Source organism: Mycobacterium appelbergii (assembly GCF_032883035.1).
Classification (GTDB): Bacteria; Actinomycetota; Actinomycetes; order Mycobacteriales; family Mycobacteriaceae; genus Mycobacterium; species Mycobacterium appelbergii.
This window is the reverse complement of record NZ_JAMQTH010000024.1, coordinates 56,613-79,732: the sequence shown is the minus strand read 5'-3', so window position 1 is coordinate 79,732 and position 23,120 is coordinate 56,613. Positions and strand designations below refer to the sequence as shown.

Sequence of the window (23,120 nt, the reverse complement as noted above, 5' to 3'; positions counted from 1 at the left end):
TATGAAACGACTCCGGCACGGATGGGTCAGATGCGGTGTGGTGGTCGCGGCCGTGGCCACCACGCTCACGATGGCGTCGTGCGCGGACCCTGACGCGGGCCGGGACAAGATCTTCCTCGACCTCAGCTACAGCGGTAACAACTGGCAGGACGAGGCCGCCAACCTGGCACTGGCCGTCGCGAACTCCCCGCAGTACGCCGGCAGGTACGTCGTCAAGAAGCAGATCTCGGGTACCGATATCGCCAAGCAGATCTCGGATCTGCAGTCGATGATCGCCGCCGAAGCCAAACTCGTTGTGCTGTACCCGCTGTCACCGACTGCACTGAATCCGACCATCCGTCAGGGCTGCGAGCGCGGCGTCACGTTCGTCGTCTACGATTCCACGGTCCGTGAACCCTGCGCCTACAACGTCGCGTTCATCACCGGAGCGAAGGCGGACGACCCCCGCGCCGCGTTCTTCGGTGCCCAGACGGCGCAGGCGCTGGTCCAGCTCCTCGACGGCAAGGGCAGGATCTTCATGAACCGCGGCGTGCCTGGCACCTCGACCGACCGGGTTCACTACGACACGGCCAAGGCGGTTTTCGACCGCTATCCCGGCATCACGGTGGTCTCGGAGTACTACGGCAAGTGGGATTCCGCGGTCAGCCAGCAGGAAACCGCCAAGGCGCTGGCGGCGCATCCCGATGTCGATGGAATCTGGTCTCAGGACGGGGAAGTGGGCGTCATCAAGGCGCTGCAGGCCGTCGGCAAGCGGATCCCGGTGACGGGGGAGAACGGCAACTACTTCCGCAAGATGCTCAGTCAGGGCTGGCCCGGTGTGTCCTCGGGATCACCGCCGGCACAGGCCGGTGTCGCGATGCGGGTCGGCCTGCGCATCCTGGCCGAAGGCCCGGACTCGGTGCCGCACAACATCGAGATGCCGCTACCCTGGGTGACCACCCAAACCGCCAAACCCTGCCCCGGTGACGAATTCGTGGACGGCTGCAACTTCTTCCCCGACGAGTCCGACACCTTCGTCACCGAGATCTTCCAGAAGGACCTGCTGCCGCAGAGCTCGCTGACCGCCGCCAAGACCGGCGAACCGATGGCAGCCCTGACACCACTCGGTGACGTCTCGGCCTTCGCCCAACCGGACTGGCGCCGCAGCTACACCCGCGGACGCTGCGACAGTGGGTGGAGCGCAGGCGACGTCACCGGAGTGCAGGACCCGGCCGGCCTGCCCGGATGCGTTCAGGACCGACAATGAATGCTTCAACGACGATCGGAGAGGACACCACGGTGACCACGCGAATCGATATCAACGCCGACATCGCCGAAAGCTTCGGGCGGTGGAGTCTGGGCGAGGACGCCGAACTGGTCGGTCTCGTCACCACGGTCAACGTCGCCTGCGGATGGCACGCCGGTGACCCCTCGACCATGCACCGCGCGGTGGAGATGGCCGCCGAGGCCGGCGTCAATGTCGGCGCCCATCCGGGTTTTCCCGACCTCCTGGGCTTCGGCAGGCGCCCGATCGTCATCGATGACACCGACGCGGTGGACTATGTGCTCTACCAGGTGGGGGCGCTGATGGGCGTGGCCAGCCGCTTCGGTGTGACCCTGAGCCACGTCAAGCCGCACGGGGCGTTCTACGGTTCGATCGCCACCAATGCGGACCGTGCCGTGGCCATCGGGCGCGCTCTGCAATCCCTGCAGCACGGAATGCCGTTGTTGCTGGCACCCGGACCCGGTACCGACGCGCTGCGGGCCGAAGGACTTCCGGTGATCGCCGACAACGCCGCCGATCTGGACTTCGACGAGGACGGGCGCAACATCATCGAGCCGCGCCCGCAGGCGCGTGACCCTGAACACGTTGCCCAGCAGGCACTTCGGATGGCCTGCGGCACCGTGCTGACCGTGTCGGGGCGCGAGGTGCCCATGCCGGTGCAGACGGTGTGTGTGCACGGCGACCGCCCGAACGTGGTTGCGGTCGCGACCGCGGTCCGGCGCGTCCTCGCCGACAACGACGTCGAGGTCCGATCGGTATTCGAGAACGACCGATGACCGAGCTCCCTGACGGATCGCGGCTGAGCTTCGGCGGCGAGGAATTCGTGTTCGTCGAACTCACCGAGCACATGTCGCTGTCCGGTGCCCTGCGGATCCAGGCGATCACCGATGCCCTGGCCGAGCTCGACATCGACGGCATCATCGACATCTGCCCGTCGAACGCGAGTTACCTGTTGCGCCTCGACCCGGACCGGTGTGACCCGCGGACACTGCGCGAGCCGATTCTCGACCTGCACCGGCGCTTCGTCGACACGACCGACGTGGTCCTGAGTACCGAGATCCTCGAAGTCCCGGTCTTCTACAACGATCCGTGGAGCACCGAGACCGCGATGCGCTTCCGGGACCGACACCAGTCGAGTAGCGAGACGGACCTCGAGTACATCAGTCGGGTCAACGGTTTCGGCTCGATCGAGGACTTCGTCTCGGCGCACTCGGGCAATCCGTTCATCGTCACGTTCATGTGCTTCGTGCCGGGCAACGCCGAGTCCATGCAGTTGGTGCCCGATGAGATGCAACTGCAGGCACCCAAGTATGTCCGCCCACGCACGGATACCCCGGAGCGCGCACTCGGCCACGGCGGCGCTTTCGCCACCATCTATCCCGCGCGCGGGGCGGGCGGCTACCAGCTGGTCGGGCGCGCTGCCACCCCGGTGTTCGACCTCGCGCAGGAACTTCCCGATTTCACCGACGACCCGGTCCTGGCGAAAGCGGGGATGATCGTGAAGTACCGGCCCATCGGCCATGACGAGTACGTCGCGATCCGCGATGAGGTGGAGCAACGTACGTACCGCTATCGCCGGGCGCCGGTCGAGTTCGGCCTCGCGAACTTCTTCGAAGATCCGTTGTCGTACAACACATCCCTTCTCGGCGAGCTGGCCGATGTTTGACGTCATCGTGCCCGGCGTGCAGACCCTGGTTCAGGATCGGGGCCGCATGGGTTATTTCGCGATCGGCCTGCCACCGTCCGGGCCGATGGACTACCTGTCCCACCATGCCGCCAACGCGCTGGTCGGCAACGATCCGGCGGCGGCCGCCCTGGAGTCGGTATTCATCGGCCCGACAGTGCATTTCCGCCGCGACACCGTCGTGGCGGTGACCGGCGCCGAGGTGGACCTGCGGATCGATGAGGTGCGGATGCCGACCTGGACGACCCTGCCGGTGCGGGCCGGCCAGGTCCTGACCGTGGGACCCATGCTGACCGGCGCCCGGAGCTACCTCGCGGTCCGCGGTGGGGTCGGGACCCCGAAGGTCATGGGCAGCAGGTCCACCTACCTGCCGTCGGGGATCGGCGGAGTCGATGGCCGCGAACTTCGTGCCGGTGACGTGCTCAGGTGCGCCGACGAGTACGGACCCCATCCCCGGCTCGGGTACTCGGTCGACGAGGCGCTGCGCCCCGCGCTGGCGGCACACCAGGAGATCCGTGTGGTTCTCGGCTTGTGCCGCTACCGATTCACCGATGTCAGCGTCGAGAAGATGTTGTCGTCGGACTTCGCCATCGGCATCGAAGCCAACCGCGTGGGCTACCGGCTCAGCGGTCCGCCGTTGGAATTCGTCGACCGCGCCGCCCCCTTCGGCGCAGGGGACGATCCCAGCAACGTCGTCGACCTCGGATACCCGGTCGGCTCCATCCAGGTGCCCAGCGGTCAGGAGCTGATCTGCCTGCTGCGCGACGGCGTCACCGGCGGCGGCTACGCCACCATCGGCACCGTGATCGGCGTCGACATCGACCTGCTCGCGCAGATGCAGGCACCCAACACCGTCCGGCTGGTCGAGGTCGGGATCGACGACGCAGTGGCGGCCCGTCGCGCCCGTGACGCCACGATCGCCGCGATCTACCGGTCGGCAGAGCTCACCTGACCCAGCCATCTCGACCAGCTGCACCAAAAGCCAAGGAGCATAAGTGACTTCCAAGAGTCTGCACATGGCCAATGCCTTTGACGGGGCAGGCTTCGACGATCTCGACGGTACGGCCCAGGACCTCATCCGCCGTCGCGAGGCGGTACTCGCGCCCAGCTACCGGCTGTTCTACCGGCATCCCGTCGTCGCGGTACGCGGTGAGGGCGTCTGGCTGTACGACGGCAGCGGCAATCGGTACCTCGACGCGTACAACAACGTTCCGGCTGTCGGGCACAGTCATCCGCACGTGCGCCGACTCGTCGACGAGCAGCTCGGCGTCCTCAACACCCACACCCGCTACCTGACCGAACCGGTGATCGCCTACTCCGAACGCCTCCTTGCGCTGTTCCCGGCCGAACTGACCAAGGTGGTGTACACGTGCACCGGCAGTGAGGCCGTCGATCTGGCGTTGCGGATCGCCCGCTACGAGACGGGGGCACAGGGCATCATCTGCACGTCGCACGCCTACCACGGCACCACCACCGCCGCGGCCGCGATCTCGCCGAGTCTGGGGTCCAACAACCGCATCGGCGACGACGTCGCGCTCGTGGCCGCACCCGACACCCAACGCGAGGACCCCACCCGGTTGGCCGAGGACTTCGCCGACCGGGTGCGGATGGCGATCGCGGATCTGCGTGCGCGTGGCGCCGGATTCGCCGGGATGATCGTGGACTCGATCATGTCGAGCGACGGTCTGCAATCCGATCCGGAAGGCTTCCTGGCGCCGGCGGCGCGTGTCGTCCGGGAGGCCGGCGGACTGTGGATCGCCGACGAAGTCCAGCCCGGATTCGGCCGGCTCGGATCTGTCTGGTGGGGATTCCAGCGCCACGACCTGAAACCGGACCTGGTGGTGCTGGGCAAGCCGATGGGTAACGGTATCCCGATCGGGGCCGTGGTCGGCCGCGACGACGTGATGACGAAGTTCGGACAGGACATCCGCTACTTCAACACCTTTGGCGGCAACCCGGTCAGCATCGCCGCGGCCACCGCCGTCCTCGACGTCATCGAGGACGAGCACCTCCTCGACAATGTGCAGCAGTCGGGTCGGAGGTTGCTCGACGGTTTGCGGGAGATCGCGGCCAGGCACCCGGGCATCGGAGGCGTGCGTGGCTGCGGGTTGTTCACCGCGATGGAATTCGTCGACGGCGACGCGCCAGGCGCGGCGACGGCCGCCTGGGTGGTCAACGAGCTGCGCGACCGCCGCATCCTGATCAGCGCATCCGGGCCGCACGAGAATGTGCTCAAGATCCGGCCGCCGCTGCCGTTCACCACGGAGCATGCCGACCAGCTCCTCAGCGAATTGGACGATGCTCTCGCGCACGCACCGTGACGGGCGCACAATTGAGGTGTCCGGGTAATCATGGGAGCCGCAATGACCGCGCAGCGATATGACGTCTTTGGTGACATCTTCGAGCGGTACTTCAGTTCCGCTGTCGACGAGTATCCCGGTGCGGGTCTGGCGCTGGTGCACAGTCTGCTGACCTCCACCGATGAGGTTCAGGATCGACTGGCCGAGGCGCGCCACGCTGCGATGGAGTGGAGAAACGCCGAGTCGGTCCAGGCCGGTGTGGTCTCGGAGCTCTTCGTGATCACCCAATGCGGGCTGATGTATGCCGCCAACTTCGACGACACGGGTCACCACCTGCACTATCTGGCCACCCCGGTCGCGTTGTTCGATCCGTTCATCGACCAGATCGAGCACGTGTCACTGCGCCCGGGTGAGGCCATCGCGGTAGACCGGCGCTGCAGCCACGACCTTTCGGCTGCGCATCCGATGGATGCCGCGCTGCGCAGGATCCTCGACGAGCACGCGGCGCTGCGCGTGGACCTGCCGGTGTAGCCCGATTTCAGGGCTCCGCGGCGTCGCTGCGGTACCTGGCCGGGGTCGTTCCCACCCGCTTCTTGAATGCTGTGCTGAAGTGGCTGTGAGTGGAAAAACCAAGGGCAGCACTGATTTCGGTGATGGATCGGCTGGTGGTGGTGAGCAGCGTCTTGGCGCGACTGATGCGCCGATCAAGGACGAACTGATGGGGCGTGGTGTGAAACGTCTCGGCGAACGCTCTGGTGAACGCCCCGACCGGCATGCCGACTCGGGCGGCCAACGCCGCCACGCTGGTGTTGTGCTCGGCGCCCAGTTGGTCGATGTAGCGCAGGAGCAGCATTTGATCGCTGTGGTCGAGGGCCCGGTTCGCGGGCGCGCCGACCTCGGTCTGTGAGGCGAACCCGTCGATGAGTTGCAGTCGCAGACTGTCGGTGAGGGATTGGGTGAGCAGCCGAGCGGTTGCGTCGCGGCGCCTGGCCAGCTGGTGGATTCGCTCGATGAGGTGCAGCGTGAGTGGTTGGCGGGGCCCGATGAGCGGGGTTTGCGACGCACTGTTGTAAAGCTGGTCGGGCAAGTCGATTTCACAGTACTCGGCGATCGGGCCGTGCCTGAGCGCGATCTCCCGTTGCTCGGTGGGGATCACCCACACATCGGCGAACTGAAGGTGCGTCGGGTCGACGCCGTCGGTCTGAGTCGGTCGCAATTGGTTCGTGTTCGGGCACACGATGACGCGGTGGGGTGCGTGCGTGTCCCAGTCGGCGTGATCAAGGACAGGAGCCGTCGAGAATGCGGTCACAAGCCAGGCCCGGGGCGGCTCTCGAAAGGTGCTTTGTCGGTCAATTGCGGTCATGGGATTGTCGGTCTGCTCATCGAAACTCCTGTGGTTGGTGGCGCGCGCTACCAACCCGGAGGTGTCCGTCTCCCGCCCCCGAAACGGACATCGTTTCTCGTTGAATTCGGGTTACTCATACTTACCGGACCGGCTCAGCTGTCGCAAATCGACAGCAACCCCGTAGAGGTCGCCACGGTGTCTTCGGCCTGAGTGACACGCCGACGCTCGAGGACCTGACACGACCCGGCGGGTACCGGTTATCGGTGCACTGAACTGTGATGATATGGGGCGCGCGTCCTGTCGATCTCGATAGGTGCGATCGGTATCGGCGGCCCATGCCCGGCCGAACGGCGAATATGTGGAGTCGCTGAGCAAATGATCTGGAAGCGGTGTGACCGGGAAATTTGTGCAAGCCCGTCAGATATTTCGAAAGTCGTCTGAGTGTTTCCTTTGTAGTGTCTGCAAGGTCTGTTGTGGGTTGTTGCCGCGTCTGACCCCCGTAGCGGGCTTGGGGCGACTTTTCGAGGGGTGGGTCACCCGAAACCCGTACGCGAGGAGGAATGAGGTGGAGCTGCGACTGGGCAGTGCGATCGTGGCAGCATTGTTGCTTGCGGTGGCCGTGGTGGGGTGTGGCGCCACAACCGACAGCGAGGCAGAACGCCGGGCAGCGGACACTGTCGCGGAGGTGGTCCCGAGTGGAGCTGCGGCAGAACCGGATTCAGCGCCTGAAGAAGCAGCGACCGGCCCGTTGTACGGGGATCCTGCTGAAGCGTCGGCACATTGGGCGAAGCAGAGCTTCGATGACTGCGGCCTGATGGCCGTCGCTACCGTCGTCGGCCTCATGACGGGTGGATTCCCCAGCGAGGACGACATGATCGAGGTCGCCAGGAATACTCCCAGCCCGGTCCGGTCGGGACCCATCTATCAACCACCGGACCCGAACGACGACAGTACGGATAACGGAACATCGTCTGCGGATCAGCTTCGACTGCTCAAGCACTTCGGTGTCGATGCGACATCCACCGATGATGACACCGCGTCAACGGGTGGTCTTGCCACGGGTTTGCCGGCGTTGCAGCAGTATCTCGCCGCCGGACGGCGGGTGATCGTCGGTGTTAATGCGGAAACAATCTGGGGCGAGGGCGGCGACCACACCGAGGACGATCATTCGGTCGTCGTCTCTGCGATCGATACCGATCAGCAGATCGTGTACCTGTCCGACAGTGGTACAGACGGCGGTGCGGGTGAACAGATCGACCTGGACACATTCGAAAGTGCCTGGGCGACCGGTGGTCACGATCTGATTGTGACGGACGGGCCGGCATGACCAAACCACCCACCACGGCGTGGGCGATCGCAGCCCTGATATTCGGAATTCTCGCCGCGCCGCTGATCAGCATCGGGTGTGCCGCCGTGGCGCTCACCAAGACCAAATCGGGTCAGTTCGGTGGCCGAGGCTTGGCGATCGCGGGGCTGATCCTGTCCGGAATATGGATCGTCATAGGCGTGTTCGCCATCGCGCTATTGGTATTTTTCGTCGATGACAGTACCGACAACGCTTACACCCCCAGTGCCGGCACGTGTTTCGCTTCCGCCCCTGACAGTGATTTGGACAAGAACGATGAAGTGTCATGCGACCAACCCCATCGCGCTGAAGTCTTCGCGGTGTTCACCGTGCCCGGCGACACCTTCCCCGGTGACGATGCCATGAAGAAGTACATCAGCCGGTGTGAGAACGAATTCGCCAAGTACGCGAGTGCCGACGAAGACGCAGGCGGAATCGACATCGACGACCTCAGGCCCACCGATCAGAGTTGGATCCAGGGCGACCGGACGGTGACCTGCCTGGCGGTCGCACAGGATCGCGACGTCACCGGATCACTCCATGGCTGATGCGCCGACTGCCATGCGAGAGAGAATCCGTCGTGTGGTGATGACGAAAGTACCGATCGTTTTTTCGAAAGCAGCCTGCGTATTTGCTTCGTATCGTCTGAAGGGTGTGTAAGCGAGTGAGTGCGCGCTCCGCAGTGGCGGTGTTGATGGGGACGATCGTTACATTGTTTGTTGTGGGATGCGGGGGTGATTCGTCGTCCACATCGTCCACCTCCTCATCCAGCCACGCGCAGAGCACATCTCGCGCACCGCAGGCGAAGCCCCGTCAGGGTCCGGACCCGCAGTACTGCGCGCACAACCGGGATCCCAAGTGTGCTTCCGGCAGTTACCTGGGGCCGTTCGTATCGCTGGCCGCCGGCGGCGGGCACTGGGACGCCAACGGTGCACCGGTCAATGGTGGACCGGTGGGTGCGGACGGTTCGACCGGCAACGACCTGACACAGGAGTTCTGCGCCGGCAACGAGGACCCGGCATGCCCGATCGGCAGCTTTGTCGCCGCGAATGCCATCCGGAACCCCGACGGTAGCCACACGTATGTGGTGTGCGAAGGCACCGTGTGCACCAACCCCAATCACGGTGGCGCCGTCCCGGCTGGAACGTGGGATCCCGACGGTAATCCGGTCGACGGCGGACCCGTCGGTGCGGATGGGTCCACCGGTAACAACCTGACGCACGAATACTGCGCGCGTAATGAGGACCCTGGCTGTCCGATGGGCAGCTATGTTGCGCCCGACGCGATTCAGAACCCCGACGGCAGTAACGGTTACGTGACTTGCGAGGGGACTGTGTGCACCAATCCGAACCACGGCGGTGCCGACTTGCCCGAATCCGTGGATCCGCCGGCCGAGGCCACCCCCGATATCGACGTGTCACCAGAGGGCGACGGGGACGCCGGGGTCAGTGACGACGGCGGTGCCGGGTCGGATGGCTGAAGAACAACAGGATCCCTCGTCTTCGTCGACGATCACGAGTTCGCCGTCGAGTAGGCTCCGCATGCGGTCTGATGGTCAGTCTCGCAGCACTGTTGTGTCGATGCCTAGTGCATTGAGCCGGGTGATGTACGTCTGCACATTCCGCAGCTTCACGTCTTCGTACCCGCGGACGATGTCGGGAGCTGACGCGGCCTGCACGGCGGTGTCGAGAGTGTCCAGGGTCAGCGTGGCGCACAGGTCGCGCACCATCGCCTCGTAGTGGGCGGCCAGGGTGCGCTCGACGCGCCGCAGAGGTGCATAACCGAACACGTCGAACGGTGTGCCCCGCAGGAACTTACCCTTGGCCAACAGCTTGAGCGCACCGTGGCTGCGCGGGCCGAAGCCGATTTTCTTGTTGCGCCCCAATGCCTTCAAGGTCGGTGGGTGCAGCATGTAGGTGAGTTTCGCGCCGCCAGGAACCTCAGCCTCGACAACCCGGGCGAACGCCGGGTCGGTCAGCATGCGTGCGACCTCGTACTCGTCCTTGTAGGCCATCAGCTTGTGGAGATGGGTGGCGACCGCCGAGGAGAAGTCGGTGCGATCGGTCACCGTACGCTCACGGTTCCAGGTCGCCTCCACGACTGCGATGTAGCGGGCGGCGATCCGGTCACCTTGGTAGGCGACCAGCTGCGCGGCGCGCCGGTCCAGGATCTCGCGGGTCGGCCCGGCTACCGATGAGGACGCCAGGAGATGGTGGGGGACTGCGGTGTCGGTGCGGTGCTCTGTCTTGGCGGAGGCGGCCGCGTCGTCAAACGCCTCGCGGTCGGCGACGGCGACGCGGCCCCACCGGAACGCCGCCTGGTTGGCCCGCACCGCAACACCGTTGGCGGCGATGGCGTCCTCAATGGCCTCGGCCGGTATGGGCAGCGCACCCGCCTGATAGGCGGCACCGACGAGCAGGAAGTTGGCCGGGGCGGTGCTGGTGAACATGGCTTGTGCCGCCGCGAGCGCATCGAAGGCGACGACCCGGCGCGCCCTGGTGCCGATACGGTCGAGCAGATCGGCGTCCGCCGGATAGTCCACCGAACTGTCGTAGACCATGTCGCCGGTCGCGGTCCGGCTTGTGGAAGCGACGGCGACCGTCTGTGACGCGTTTCCGTATCCCAGGTTCGCTGCAAACGTCAGCAGGTCGAACGCGAGGACGCAGTCGGCATCTCCGGGGCTGATCCGGTTCGCGGAATCCACCTGGTCCCGGCTCAATCGAAGATGCGACGTCACCGGCCCTGCCTTCTGACTGAGCCCGGTCTGGTCGAGTCCGTCGACATGCAGGCCGGCACGAAGTGCGGCCACGCCGAGGACCTGGTTGACCGTCACGATGCCCGTGCCGCCGACACCCGCCAGGAAGACGTTGTAGATCTGGGTGATCGGACGGATATCGGGTTCGGCGACCGGCGGCGGAACCGGCAGCGGTTTCACCGACCGCGAAGGCGTGTCCGGCATTTCGACGGTGACGAACGACGGGCACTCGCCATCGAGGCACGAATAGTCGGTGTTACATGTCGTCTGGTCGATCCGGGTCTTGCGGCCGAACTCGGTGTCGACGGGTTGCACGGACAGGCAGTTGCTCTTGACGCCACAATCACCGCAGCCTTCGCAGACTGCCTCGTTGATGACCACGCGGGTGCGGCGCGTCGGCAACGTACCGCGCTTGCGCTTGCGGCGCGCCTCGGCTGCGCACTGCTGGTCATAGATCAGCACGGTGACGCCTTTGACCTCGCGCAGGAGCCGCTGCGCCTCATCGAGTCGTTCTCGGTCCCACACCTCGACACCGTCGGCGAACGACGCATGCCGGTGTCTGTCGGGTTCCTCGGCGCACACGATGATCCTGGAGATGCCTTCGGCGGCCAGCTTGTGGGTCAGCGCGGGCACGGACAATGCCGCCTCGGGATCCTGGGCTCCGGTCATCGCGACGGCGGAGTTGTACAGGAGCTTGTAGGTGATGTTCGTTCCCGCAGCGATATTGGCCTGCACGGCCAGCTGACCGGAATGAAAGTACGTGCCGTCGCCGACATTCTGGAAAATGTGCTCGACATCGGTGTATGGCGACTGTCCGATCCACTGGGCGCCTTCACCGCCCATCTGCGTCAGACCCGTGACCTGGGAGTCGGTGCGGGACGACATAGTCACCAGGGTGTGGCAGCCGATACCGCCGCCGGCAAGTGATCCGGCGGGCACCGCGGTCGATCGGTTGTGCGGGCAGCCGGAGCAGAAGTACGCGGTGCGTTTCGTGGGCAGGACGCTCAACGACAGCGGAGGAGGCAGTGGCGCGGTGACCCGCACGCGTCCGGCGAGGATCCGTCGCAGCGGCGCCACGAGACGGGCTGCGGTCAGCTCGCCGTCAGCGGGGATGAGCGGACGCCCACCGTCATCCTTTTTGCCGAGCACTCCAGGGGCGTAATCCCGGCCGTAGAGAACGTCTTTCACCTGGGATTCGACGAACCCGGTCTTGTCCTCGACGACGAGCACCTTCTCGACCCCGGCGGCGAGTGTGCGAACCTTCTCGGCGCCAAGCGGATACGGCATACCGACGCGCAGGATACGGATGCCGGCGGTAAGCAGATCCGCTTCGGCCAGGCCGAGGTCGGTCAGAGCTTGACGTACCGAGTCGTAGGCCGTGCCGACCGCGGCGATGCCCAGCCAGGCCTCGGATGGGTCGATCTCGATGGCGTCGATGGGATTTGCGGCGTTGAAGGCCTCCACCATGGCCCATCGGGGTCCGTACAGATCGGACTCGGCCAGCAGGCTGTCGTGCGGCGCGGCCAGGATGCGTTGACGGTAGGTCCAGGGCCTGGCGTCCCATTCGATCGACGGAACTGTGATGTCGAATCCGGCAAAGTCACGATCCAATGTCCACAGACCGTCGGCGACATCGGCAACCATTTTCACCGCAGCCCAGCATCCCGATGCCCGCGACAGCGCCACGCCGTACAGCCCGAACGCGATGACCTCTTCTGCGTTGCGGGGAAAGAAGATCGGCATCGACAACGCCGCCAGGGACCGCTCGCTGGCGGCGGGCAGGGTCGATGATTTGGCGGCGGGATCGTCACCGACGTAAACCAGCGCGCCGCCGGTCGGATGGGCGCCGTACATGGCTGCGTGCCGCAGCGCGTCGCTGGCCCGGTCCAGGCCAGGCCCCTTTCCGTACCAGACACCCACGACGCCGTCATGGGTGCGCCTGCCCTTCGGGAGCTCCATTTGGCTACCCCACACTGCGGTGGCGGCGAGTTCCTCGTTCATGCCGTGAACGAGGCGGACGTCGTGCTGCGCGGTGATCTCACTGATGCCGCCCAGCAGCTTGTCCAGGCCTGCGAGCGGACTGCCCGGGTAACCCGAGACGAACGTGGCCACCTCCCTGCCTGCCCGCCGGTCACGCTCATGCTGCTCGATCAGCTGTCGAGCGATCGCCTGCACGCCGGTCATCAGCACCGGCCCGGACGAGGGCCGGTAGCGGGCGTCGAGGTCGGCTGGGGCTGATGCGGTCCGGGCATCGACAAGGTCGGTCACGTAAATCCACCTCCAAGAGTGATCGCTACGTAACTCAAAGCCTCCAACTGGGCTACAGTCGGGTCAACTGATAAGCCATCAACATTGCGAACCGTTCAGCTAGTGGCCCGCATCACATGGTGAGGTGAGAAGAATGCTCAGTATCGACCGGCTCGACGTGGAGATCCTGCGCAAGCTGACCGCTGATGCCCGCACGGGCGTGGTCGAGCTGTCCTCGGCGCTGGGCGTCTCCCGCAACACCGTGCAGTCGCGGGTGCGCCGGCTGGAGGAGGCCGGCGTGTTGACCGGCTACCAGCCGCAATTCGACCTGGCCCGAGCCGGGTTTCCTGTGCAGGCCTTTATCGCGTTGGAAACCAACCAGGTTCGGCTGTCAGCGGTTGTGGACAGCCTCGTTGAGATCGCGCAGGTGCTCGAGGTGCATGCCACCACGGGCCGGGAGGATCTGCTGGTCCGGGTAGCCACTGTCACTCAGGCCGAACTGCAGGATCTCATCGAACGCGTCGTCGCGATTCCCGGCGTGGTGCATTCGGCCACCACGCTATGCCTCACCACGCCGCTGCAGTACCGGGTGATTCCGCTGCTGGAGGAGACGACCCGCGACACCGGGTGGGGACGTTCGACTCCGAAACCGTGAGCCGCTGATCTACGTGAGGCGATAGCGCCGCAGGCGATCGTAGAGGGTGCCGCGCGACAGCCCGAGCCGCGTCGCGACCTCGGTCTTGTTACCGCCGCACTCGGCGAGCGTATCGGCGATCACCTTGCGTTCGGCCTCCTCGAGAGGAGTGAGGTTCGGCAGCGGCACCGGTGTTGAAACAGGCAGGCCGCGCGGCACTCCGCGGCGGACCACGAGCACCACGCCGTCGTCGATGCGCCCAGCCGAGACGGGATAGATGCGCGCGTGAAGCTCTTCGTTCAACGCGACTTCGGATGTCCCGATACCGGATTCCCGCACGATCGCCCACAGTTCTGCGCGGTCGAGGTTCAGGCCGGCCGCCGAGTCCGCGACGATCATCGTGTGACCGTCGACGGTGACCACCGCGCCGGATGTGGTCGAGGACAACGACATATGGGCATCGAGCAGACGTCGCTGCCGGGCGGTGGCCGCCTCGCCCAGCGCCGTCTCGACACCGCTTACCAATGCGCGGACCGCCACGAGTAGGAGGTGATTGGCATCGGCGGCGCGGCACGCCACGTTGACCGATCCCACGACACGACGGCTGATGGGGTCCACGACCGGAGCTGCGGCACACGCCCACGAGTGCCACGGCTGCTTGTAGTGTTCGGCGCCGACGACCAGTGCTATGCGGTTGGTTGTCGTGGCCATACCGATTCCGTTGGTGCCCGCCAACGGCTCACCCACCCGGGATCCGGGCCCGAAATCCACATGGTCGAGGCACCGGGCCACCGAGCGCTCGGAGTCCCACCGCCACGCCACCGTGCCGTCACTGTCGGCGAGCGCCAGTGATGTCGAGTTCCCGACGAGCAGGTCGGCCATCTTCTCCATGACGCGTCCGCCGATGCGCAGAAACGGGGATTCTTCGTCGATGTCGGTGTGGGTGAGCTCGAGTCGATCCGGGTCGACGCCGTAGCGTCGAGAGCGCCGCCACGAGTCCAGGATCTCCCCGCGGGCCTGCACCGATGCTCCGGACTGGAACCGCTCCCAAGCGGCAAGTGTCGACGCCGATCCCATCGTTCCTCCTAGACAGCCCGGATTCGGGCCGTTCAAACTCTGTACAACATCGTCGGCGGCCCCATGATTTCGCGCAACATCGGGCCCATGGATGACCCGCGACTGCAAGCGTTGTTCACACCGGTGACAATCGGTGGCCTGACCCTGCCGAACCGGTTCGCGATGGCCCCGATGACGCGGTTCGCGTCCCCCGCAGGCGTGCCGGGCCCGGACGTTGCGCCCTACTACGCGCGGCGCGCGGCCGGTGGAACCGCGCTCATCATCACTGAGGGCGTCCGCATCCCGCACCAGGCAGCCGGGCCCGACAGCGTCCCGAAGATCGATGGCGACGACGTGCTGCGGAGCTGGCGGGCGGTGACCGATGCCGTGCATGCCGCGGGCGGTGCGATCGCCGCGCAACTATGGCACGAGGGTTCGCAACACAACGTCGTCGACGGTGTCAGGGACGGGCAGGAGCCGGTCAGCCCTTCGGGCATAGACGTCGCAGGCAACGCTGCCGGTCGGGCGTTGCGCATCGACGAACTCGGCGCGCTCGTCGACGTTTACGCACTCGCTGCGTCGAATGCGCGCGACGCCGGGTTCGACGCGGTCGAAGTGCACGGCGGGCACGGCTATCTGCTCGACCAATTCCTCTGGGACAAAACCAACCTCCGCGACGACCGCTATGGCGGAACTGTCGCGGCACGTACCCGGTTCCCGGCTGAGGTGGTGGCTGCGGTGCGGGCCGCTGTCGGGCCGGGCTTTCCGATCATCTTCCGGTTCTCGCAATGGAAGATCAACCGCTATGACGCCCAACTGGCCGCCACACCAGTCGAACTCGAAAAGCTGCTGATCCCGTTGATCAAGGCCGGCGTCGATGCATTTCACCCGTCCACGCGGCGTCACTACCTGCCAGCGTTCCCCGATCACGATCCACGGCTCAGCATGGCGGGTTGGGTCAAAAAGCTGACCGGACTGCCGGCCATCGCCGTCGGGTCAGTCGGTTTGGACACCGAGTTCAAGTTCCGGCTCGGCGAGGGCGAGCGTATCCCGCCTGCCCCGGTGTGCCGGCTGCTCGACGAGTTCGAGGCAGGCGAATTCGACATCGTCGCGATCGGCCGGGCGCTGCTCGCCGATCCGGGGTGGGTCGCCCGCCTGCGTGACGGGGCACTCGACGGCTTCGCCGGGTTCGATGCGGACTCCGCCTTGGCGCGTCTGTACTGACCACGGGATCGAACTGTTCAAAGTTTGGACACCACGTCCGAACGCCCTGTGATTGCACGCAATATCGCACGGTAACCGCAGCTCAAGTGCTGCGCCCGAGGCACTGAAAGGACGATCGAGATGGATCTCAAAGTCACCTGGGACGGCGACGTCACCCGCGTCCGCCCGGAAAAAGAGGTGCGCGCCAAGCAGGATGTGCACGCGCTGTTCGGGGTCAACGGAGTGAGTACGCCGTCAAAACACCTGTCCCTCTTGGTGACTGCACTGCGGCCCGGTGAGAAGTCGAATGCCCACTACCACCTGGAGCACGAATCGGCTCTCTACGGCATCAAGGGCAGCGTGCACTTCTTCTGGGGCGCCGAACTCGAACACGACCTCGTCCTGGGGGAAGGCGATTTCCTCTATATCCCACCGTTCTGCCCGCATGTGTCCTACAACCGCAGCCACACCATCGATGCGGCGTTCGTCACCGCGCGTACAGACGCATTCGAGCAGGAAAGGGTCGTCGTACTGCCTGAGCTCGACGACGACCGCTGCAAGAGCCGCGTCTCGTACGTCGATTGAGGAGACCCGAGATGATTGACGTACTGATCGTGGGAGGCGGACCGGCGGGCATGAGCCTGGCCCTGCTGCTGGACCGGTTCGGAGTGAACAGCCTGCTGGCCGAACGCCGCGCCACCACCACGGCGCATCCCAAATCCCGTGGCTGCCACGCCCGCACGATGGAGCAGTTCCGGGTGTGGGGTATCGAGGAACGGATCCGGCGGGCGGGTCTGCCACAGGAATCCGACGTCGCCTGTTGGTGCGAGAGCCTCAACGGACCGCTGGTGGCGTACACACAACCCGCTCCGACCACCAATACCCCCGCGCCACGGTCGATCGTGCCGCAGGATGCGGTCGAGGAGGCCCTCGACGACGCACTGTCCCGCTGCATCCGCGCCGATGTTTGTCGGAGCACTGAACTGGTCGGATTCCATCAGGATCCCGACGGCGTCACCGCGCGGTTGCGCCGGGTCACCGACGGCCAGGAATTCGAGGTCCGCGCCCGGTATCTCGTCGGTTGTGACGGCGCGTCGAGCAGGGTGCGGTCAGAGCTCGGGGTGGTGATGGACGGACCGGAGCAGATGGCGTTGATGGCCAACCACTATTACCGCGCCGACGTCAGCCATTTTCCCCACGTCCGCAGTGCGATCGGCTTTTTCGTGCGACCTCGAGACCGTTCCAAGGAGGACACCATCGTCCTGGCCACCGGTCCGGTGGGCGACCGGTGGCTGACGGTGCAGAAGCTGCGCGACGGCGAAGAACCCATGTCCGAAGCCCGGTTGATCGAAGCCGTCCGCGAGCAGTGGGGCCTGCCCGACCTGCACGTGGAACGCATCAACGTGATGAATTGGAAGATGAGTGCCCAAGTCGCCCAACAGTTCCGGGTGGGTCGGGTCTTCCTCGCCGGAGACGCCGCACACCGTTTCCCGACTGCGGGCGGCAACGGCTTGAACTCCGGCGTGCAGGACGTGCACAACCTGGGCTGGAAGCTCGCCGCGACGCTGACCGGCGCCGGCGGCGACGGGCTGCTGGACACCTACGAAGCCGAACGCCGGCCGGTGGCGCAGTCCAATACCGCGTTCTCGGTCGCCAACCAGCACCGCATCGACCGGATGGACGATGCCTTCGTGCGGCGTGACGAGGACCCAGAGACGTGGCGGGAGCTCCTTCGTGATCAGGACAAACAGTTGCACAGCGACGGACAGTCCATGGGTTTCATCTACACCGACGGCGCCGTCGTCGACGACGGCTCACCCGTCCCGCCGCACGACGCCCAACGGTACTGGCCGACCGACCGGCCCGGCGCGCGTTTCCCGCACTTCTGGATCGACGCCGAGCAGACTGAGTCGACCATCGACTGGTTCGACACCGCGTTCGTCCTGGTATGTGGACCGGATGCCGACGGTTGGCAGCAAGCGGGGGAGACGCTGGCTGTGGAAGCGCCGATAGCCGTGCAGATCAAGCGATTACCGCACCTGCTGGGTCCGCTGACGATCCAGCGTGACGGCGCCGTGCTGGTGCGTCCCGACGGTCATGTGGCCTGGCGGGCAAAGGGCCCGGGCGCTGCCGACGAATTGTCCCGTGCCATTGACCACGTACTTGCGGGTGGAGCCCGTGCGGTCGCCGATCTGGTGTCCGCAACCGATGTGAGGAGCTGAGATGACTATCCTGCCCACCTACGACAATCCGCACGAACTGGGGAAGCCCCTCAGCGCCTACACCCACGTCGCCCGGGCGGGCAACCTGGTGTTCGTGGCCGGCCAATGTGGCATCGACAAGGACAATTCGGTAACCGGCCCGGACGTGACGAGCCAGACGTACCGGGCATACGAGAACATCACCAAAGCGCTCATTTCGCAAGGGAGTTCACTGCTGAACGTGGTGCGGTTCGTCACCTATCTGGTGTCGGCCGACGACGTGGCCGAATTCTATGCGGCGCGCCAGGCCTTCTTTGCCGCCCACTATCCGAATGGTCAATACCCACCGAACACCCTGCTGATCGTGCAGGGGCTGGTGCGGCCGGACCTGCGGGTGGAGATCGACGCCACCGCCTACCGCGGCTGAGCGCATGTCGACGCAACGATCGACGGAGAACTCCGGGCTGACGCGACGTAACGCCGTCGTCGTCGGGCTCTGCTTGCTGATCAACGTGGTCGAGGGATTCGACGTCCTGGTGATGGCATTCGCGGCGTCGGGCGTGGCCGGCGAATGGACACTCGACGAGTCCGCGATAGGACTGTTGCTCAGCGCCGGCCTGGTGGGGATGGCGGTGGGATCTGTTGTCATCGCGCCGCTGGCCGACCGCTTCGGCAGGCGGCCGGTGACCACCCTCGCGCTCGTGTTGTGCGGACTGGGAATGATGGTCGCGGCGGTATCCACCGACCCGGTCATGCTCGGATCCGGTCGGGTGCTCACCGGTCTCGGGGTCGGTGCGACGGTGGCCAGCCTCCCGGTGATCATCATCGAGCTGACGCCGAAGCGATGGCGCGGCAGCATGATTGCCCTGTACGCAGCGGGCCTCCCGGCGGGCGGCATATTGGGTGGCGCCATCGCTGCACTGCTGATCTCTGGGCACGGCTGGAGGGCGCCGTTCGTGGTCGGTGCCGTGTTGACCGTGATCCTGGCAGTGGCCGTGATCGTCGCGATGCCGGAATCCCAGCAGTATCGACAGCGCGGTCGGGCGGCCGACGGCCGAGGGATCGCTACCCGGTCCATCCTTGACCGGAAAAACGCCGCGCCCACCGTTCTGCTGTGGTTGTCCTACTTCGTGCTGATGGGTGGCTTCTACTTCGCGGCGAGCTGGACACCGCGCCTACTGGAGCAGAGCGGGTACACCGGGGAGCAGGGGTTGAGTGCCGGGGTGTTGCTGAACCTCGGCGGCCTCGTCGGGACGCTGCTGTTCGGCGTGCTCGCCCTGCGCGCATCGAGGAGGACACTGTCCGTTGCCGCGTTCTTCTGTTGCGGTCTGGCGTTTCTGGCCATGACGTTTGCGCTGGGATCGCTGCTCACCGCATTGGCGGCCGCGGTCGCGATCGGGTTGTTCGTCAACGCCTGTGCCGCCGGCCTGCATTCGATCGGCCCGGAGTTGTATTCGGCGCCGGTGCGGGCTACCGGGATGGGCTGGGCGATGGGCATCGGCCGGGTCGGGGCGCTGACCGCACCGATCCTGGCGGGTGTCCTGCTCGACAACGGATGGTCGCCCGCGTCGCTGTTCCGCATGCTCGCCTGGCCGATGGTCGCGGCCGCTCTGGCAGTGCTGCTCATGGCGGCGCGGGCCCGCACCAATGCGGCGCCGTCGCAGCCCGCGCCCGCCGCTGAACCGCACGCCTTGATTGAAGGAGGATACCGATGAAAGCTGTTCGGTTGCATGACTATCACAAGCCGCCGTCCGTGGAGGACGTCCCTGATCCGGTGCTGACCGGCCCCCTTGACGTCATCGTCAAGATCGGCGGAGCGGGGGTGTGCCGGACCGATCTGCACATCGTCGAGGGACAGTGGGAAAAGGCGATGAATCCGACTCTCCCGTACACCCTCGGCCACGAGAACGCGGGCTGGATCGTGGAGGCCGGAGCGGGCGTGACCAACGTGGCGGTCGGGGACGTGGTCATCATGCACCCTCAACCGTCCTGCGGGTTCTGTCCGGGTTGTCGCTGCGGCAACGACATGCTTTGTGACAATGCTTTTTTCCCGGGCGTATCCGACCACAACGGTGGCATGGCCGAATACCTGCGGACCAGCGCCAGGGCCTGCGTCAAGCTCCGCCCTGGCACCGAACCCGCCGAAGTGGCGGCGCTGGCCGATGCCGGTCTGACCGCTTACCACGCTGTACGCAAAGCCATTCCGTTGCTGCCGCCGGGAACCACCGCGGTCGTCCAGGGGATCGGTGGATTGGGGCACATCGGCATCCAAGCGTTGACCGCGTTGACCGCGACCACCATCGTTGCGGTCGATACCAACCCGGCCGCGCTGGACCTGGCGAAGAGCATCGGCGCAGGCCACATTGTCCTGGCCGACGGCTCACACATCGAGCACGTCACCGACATCACCGACGGCCACGGCGCGGACGTCGTGTTCGACTTCGTGGCAGAGGGCGGGGCCGAGCAGGACGCCTGGTCCATGACCGCGAACGGCGGTTCGCACTATGTCATCGGCTACGGCGGCGAGCTGCGAGTACCGACCGCTGAATTTGTTCTGGGCCAACGTAATGTCGTCGGAAACAGTGTCGGCAGTCACCGCGAGTTGATCGAGTTGATGGAACTCGCACACAGCGGCAGGATCATGCTGCACAGCCAGCGCTATCCGCTCGACGCCGCCGCGCAGGCACTTGACGATCTCGCGAACGAGCGGGTGCGCGGTCGCGCGGTGCTGGTGCCGTGACGGTGCATCCACCTGACCTTGCCGATCCTCTCCTGTTCAGTCCCGGACCGGTGCGGGTCATCGACGACGCGATGTCCTACCTGGGCCTGCGGTACGCGGTCCTGCCCGGCTGGCGACCTCTGACCCTTGACCTCCATGTACCGGTGACGGGTGGCAGAGCGCCGGTAGTGGTGTACGCCCATGGAGGCGGGTTCGTCGGTGGCGTGAAAGAGATGGGCCCGTGGGCGAGCCTGCCCGCCAATGGTTTCGCCGTTGCTTCGATCGACTACCGCCTCAGCGGTGAGGCTCGCTATCCAGAGCCGATCGAGGATGTGTCGGCGGCGATCGGATGGGTACGCGCCAACGCCGGGCCTTACGGCCTGGACGCCGGCCGGATCGCCGGATGGGGCAGCTCGGCCGGTGGCTATCTGATGGCCATGGCCGCACTTCGCGATGCGGCGGATCTGTCGGCACTGGTCCTGCACTATCCGTTGACGGATCCGGTGGGCGTCGAGGCAGTCCGCTCGTTCTTCTGCGGACTCGATGACGACGGCCTTGTCACGGCATCCGTGGCGAACGCAGTACGGCACGCAGACCGTCTCCCCCCGATGCATCTCAGCCACGGTGACTCCGATCGACGCTGCGGCCTACAACACAGCATCGGCTTGCACCGAGCTGCGTCAGACGCCGGTGGTGTGTCGGTGTTGAACGTGGTGGCGGGCGCCGACCACGCCGACCCGCGGTTCGCCACTCCTGAAGTGGTGACGCCCGCAGTGGCATTTCTGCAGGAGACCATGTGCGTATCGCAAATCTGAACGGCCGGGCGAAGCTGCTGATCGCGGGCGGTGTCGTCGACATCGCCGAGGCAAGCCGCGGCGAATTCGGGCCCGACCCCATGAGTATCTACCCGCGGTGGGCGGATTTCGTCGCGTGGGCTGGTGATGAAACTGGCTTCTCCGCAATGGATTACCGCGTCGAGGAACTGGGCCCGCCGATCCCGCGGCCGCGCCAGGTCTTCGCGATCGGACTCAATTACGCCGAACACGCGGCGGAGACCGGCATGCACGCGGCACCTGATATTCCTGCACTGTTCACGAAGTTCGCCACGTCTCTGACAGGCCCGGTCGGGGACATCGCGCTCAGCGGCCCGTCGGTGGACTGGGAGGTCGAGCTGGTGGTGGTGATTGGCCGGGAAGCCGTCAAAGTGACCGCTGACGAGGCTTGGTGCCATGTCGCCGGCGTCACCGTCGGGCAGGATTTCAGCGATCGGGACGTGCAGATGAGTGGCGCGTGTCCGCAGTTTTCCCTCGGCAAGAGCTTTCCCGGTTACGGGCCGACCGGGCCGGTATTGGTCACGCTCGACGAGGTTGCGGCGGGGGAGTCGTTGCGGCTTCGGTGCTGGGTCAACGATGAGCTGGTTCAGGACGACACCACCGACCAGATGCTCGTACCGGTCCCCGAATTGATCGAACGCATATCTGCGATCTGCACGCTCTACCCCGGAGACCTGATCTTCACCGGCACACCTTCAGGGGTAGGGATGGGCCGCATCCCCGCCCGCTACCTCCGTGTCGGCGATGTCGTCCGCACGCGCATCGACGGTATAGGGGAGATGACTCACAGATTCGTCATTCCAACGACACCAGGAACAGAACCATGCCGGTGAACGCATTGCCGTCCTATGCCGAACAGCTCGTCCGCGGTCGTCGCGCCGTACGGTCCTTCCGGGCTGATCCCGTGCCGGCGGAGACCCTGCGTGCGGTGTTCGCGCTGGCCGGCGCGGCACCGTCCAACTCCAACACACAACCGTGGCATGTCGAGGTCGCCAGTGGTGATACCCGGGACCGCCTCAGCGAGGCGCTGCTACAGGCACATTCCCGCCAAGCGGTGTCGACGGATTTTCCGTACCGCGACGACCTGTACACCGGGCGTTACGCGCATCGGCGCCAGGTGGCCGGGTCCGCCATGTACCAGGCGCTGGGGATCGCGCGCGACGACGACCGGGCGCGGGCCGCCTACGACGCCGAGAGCCTGAAGTTCTACGGTGCGCCCCATGTGGCGATGCTGTTTCTGCCCGGCAACGCCGAGGCGCGGATGGCGGCGGATCTGGGCATTTACGCTCAGACGCTGCTCCTGGCGCTGACAGCCTATGGGATCGCCAGTTGTCCTCAGGGGTTGCTCAGTTTCTACGCGGACACCGTCCGTGACGTGTTGGGGGTGCGCGACCGCAAACTGCTGTTCGGCATCTCCTTCGGTTATGCCGACACCGACGCTCCGATAAACAACATCGACATTCCCCGCGCCGAGCTCGGTGAGACGACTCGCTTTCACCACTGAATGATGGATCCGACTGTGCCGGTGAGTAGG

General features: G+C 65.7%; 22 protein-coding genes. 19 read left to right on the top strand and 3 right to left on the bottom strand.

Going from position 1 to position 23,120, the window contains the following annotated elements; all coding sequences use genetic code 11:
- Position 1: 1 nt before the first annotated feature.
- From M1247_RS35595 to M1247_RS35570, 6 genes are all read left to right on the top strand, one after another.
- A complete protein-coding gene (locus M1247_RS35595) occupies positions 2-1,246 on the top strand; it encodes a sugar ABC transporter substrate-binding protein (RefSeq protein ID WP_317161171.1) in 1,245 nt (414 codons plus the stop codon).
- Complete coding sequence (locus M1247_RS35590; RefSeq protein WP_317161170.1) at positions 1,243-2,040, top strand: LamB/YcsF family protein; 798 nt, start codon at positions 1,243-1,245, stop codon at positions 2,038-2,040. Before M1247_RS35595 ends, M1247_RS35590 begins: the two co-directional genes overlap by 4 nt.
- Positions 2,037-2,930, top strand: coding sequence for a 5-oxoprolinase subunit B family protein (locus tag M1247_RS35585; RefSeq protein WP_317161169.1), 894 nt, complete (start codon positions 2,037-2,039; stop codon positions 2,928-2,930). Before M1247_RS35590 ends, M1247_RS35585 begins: the two co-directional genes overlap by 4 nt.
- On the top strand, positions 2,923-3,900 hold the full coding sequence (locus M1247_RS35580) for a 5-oxoprolinase subunit C family protein (RefSeq protein ID WP_317161168.1): 978 nt from the start codon (positions 2,923-2,925) through the stop codon (positions 3,898-3,900). Before M1247_RS35585 ends, M1247_RS35580 begins: the two co-directional genes overlap by 8 nt.
- A 64-nt stretch (positions 3,901-3,964) precedes the next feature.
- Positions 3,965-5,269: an aspartate aminotransferase family protein gene (locus M1247_RS35575; RefSeq protein ID WP_410506996.1), complete on the top strand. Its 1,305-nt coding sequence runs from the start codon at positions 3,965-3,967 to the stop codon at positions 5,267-5,269.
- Between the two features lie 42 nt (positions 5,270-5,311).
- Entirely contained in the window at positions 5,312-5,779 is a 468-nt protein-coding gene (locus M1247_RS35570; RefSeq protein ID WP_317161166.1) for a glucose-6-phosphate dehydrogenase, read from the top strand.
- Positions 5,780-5,786: 7 nt separating this feature from the next.
- On the opposite strand, the gene M1247_RS35565 is transcribed toward M1247_RS35570, so the two are convergent.
- On the bottom strand, positions 5,787-6,611 hold the full coding sequence (locus M1247_RS35565) for a helix-turn-helix domain-containing protein (protein ID WP_317161165.1): 825 nt from the start codon (positions 6,609-6,611) through the stop codon (positions 5,787-5,789).
- A 547-nt stretch (positions 6,612-7,158) separates the two neighbouring features.
- Here M1247_RS35565 and M1247_RS35560 point away from each other — a divergent pair.
- The 3 genes from M1247_RS35560 to M1247_RS35550 all read left to right on the top strand — a co-directional run bounded on the left by M1247_RS35560 (position 7,159) and on the right by M1247_RS35550 (position 9,418).
- Positions 7,159-7,920, top strand: coding sequence for a C39 family peptidase (locus M1247_RS35560; RefSeq protein WP_317161164.1), 762 nt, complete (start codon positions 7,159-7,161; stop codon positions 7,918-7,920).
- A complete protein-coding gene (locus tag M1247_RS35555) occupies positions 7,917-8,486 on the top strand; it encodes a DUF4190 domain-containing protein (RefSeq protein WP_317161163.1) in 570 nt (189 codons plus the stop codon). Before M1247_RS35560 ends, M1247_RS35555 begins: the two co-directional genes overlap by 4 nt.
- 116 nt (positions 8,487-8,602) lie before the next feature.
- Complete coding sequence (locus M1247_RS35550) at positions 8,603-9,418, top strand: hypothetical protein (protein WP_410506994.1); 816 nt, start codon at positions 8,603-8,605, stop codon at positions 9,416-9,418.
- A gap of 75 nt (positions 9,419-9,493) precedes the next feature.
- Here the strand turns inward: M1247_RS35550 and M1247_RS35545 are convergent, their stop codons facing one another.
- Positions 9,494-12,961 carry an indolepyruvate ferredoxin oxidoreductase family protein gene (locus M1247_RS35545; RefSeq protein WP_317161161.1) on the bottom strand — a complete coding sequence of 1,156 codons (3,468 nt, stop codon included), beginning with the start codon at positions 12,959-12,961 and terminating at the stop codon, positions 9,494-9,496.
- A 133-nt stretch (positions 12,962-13,094) separates the two neighbouring features.
- Here M1247_RS35545 and M1247_RS35540 point away from each other — a divergent pair, with 133 nt between their 5' ends.
- Entirely contained in the window at positions 13,095-13,595 is a 501-nt protein-coding gene (locus M1247_RS35540; protein WP_317161160.1) for an Lrp/AsnC family transcriptional regulator, read from the top strand.
- Between the two features lie 9 nt (positions 13,596-13,604).
- On the opposite strand, the gene M1247_RS35535 is transcribed toward M1247_RS35540, so the two are convergent.
- The gene (locus M1247_RS35535) at positions 13,605-14,651 is read right to left on the bottom strand and encodes a helix-turn-helix domain-containing protein (RefSeq protein ID WP_317161159.1); all 1,047 of its coding nucleotides are present in this window, start codon (positions 14,649-14,651) and stop codon (positions 13,605-13,607) included.
- Positions 14,652-14,738: 87 nt separating this feature from the next.
- Here M1247_RS35535 and M1247_RS35530 point away from each other — a divergent pair, with 87 nt between their 5' ends.
- The 9 genes from M1247_RS35530 (at position 14,739) to M1247_RS35490 (ending at position 23,090) form a co-directional block, all read left to right on the top strand.
- The gene (locus M1247_RS35530) at positions 14,739-15,854 is read left to right on the top strand and encodes an oxidoreductase (RefSeq protein ID WP_317161158.1); all 1,116 of its coding nucleotides are present in this window, start codon (positions 14,739-14,741) and stop codon (positions 15,852-15,854) included.
- 120 nt (positions 15,855-15,974) lie between these two features.
- Positions 15,975-16,418: a cupin domain-containing protein gene (locus M1247_RS35525; protein ID WP_317161157.1), complete on the top strand. Its 444-nt coding sequence runs from the start codon at positions 15,975-15,977 to the stop codon at positions 16,416-16,418.
- Positions 16,419-16,429: 11 nt separating this feature from the next.
- Complete coding sequence (locus tag M1247_RS35520; RefSeq protein ID WP_317161156.1) at positions 16,430-18,055, top strand: FAD-dependent monooxygenase; 1,626 nt, start codon at positions 16,430-16,432, stop codon at positions 18,053-18,055.
- A 1-nt stretch (position 18,056) separates the two neighbouring features.
- The gene (locus tag M1247_RS35515; RefSeq protein ID WP_317161155.1) at positions 18,057-18,461 is read left to right on the top strand and encodes a RidA family protein; all 405 of its coding nucleotides are present in this window, start codon (positions 18,057-18,059) and stop codon (positions 18,459-18,461) included.
- Between the two features lie 4 nt (positions 18,462-18,465).
- Positions 18,466-19,749 carry an MFS transporter gene (locus M1247_RS35510; protein WP_317161154.1) on the top strand — a complete coding sequence of 428 codons (1,284 nt, stop codon included), beginning with the start codon at positions 18,466-18,468 and terminating at the stop codon, positions 19,747-19,749.
- Positions 19,746-20,774: an NAD(P)-dependent alcohol dehydrogenase gene (locus M1247_RS35505; RefSeq protein WP_317161153.1), complete on the top strand. Its 1,029-nt coding sequence runs from the start codon at positions 19,746-19,748 to the stop codon at positions 20,772-20,774. Before M1247_RS35510 ends, M1247_RS35505 begins: the two co-directional genes overlap by 4 nt.
- Positions 20,771-21,568 carry an alpha/beta hydrolase gene (locus M1247_RS35500; RefSeq protein ID WP_317161152.1) on the top strand — a complete coding sequence of 266 codons (798 nt, stop codon included), beginning with the start codon at positions 20,771-20,773 and terminating at the stop codon, positions 21,566-21,568. The genes M1247_RS35505 and M1247_RS35500 overlap by 4 nt, the downstream gene beginning before the upstream one ends.
- Positions 21,550-22,419, top strand: coding sequence for a fumarylacetoacetate hydrolase family protein (locus M1247_RS35495; protein ID WP_317161151.1), 870 nt, complete (start codon positions 21,550-21,552; stop codon positions 22,417-22,419). The genes M1247_RS35500 and M1247_RS35495 overlap by 19 nt, the downstream gene beginning before the upstream one ends.
- The gene (locus M1247_RS35490; RefSeq protein WP_317161150.1) at positions 22,410-23,090 is read left to right on the top strand and encodes a nitroreductase; all 681 of its coding nucleotides are present in this window, start codon (positions 22,410-22,412) and stop codon (positions 23,088-23,090) included. The genes M1247_RS35495 and M1247_RS35490 overlap by 10 nt, the downstream gene beginning before the upstream one ends.
- Positions 23,091-23,120 lie beyond the last annotated feature (30 nt).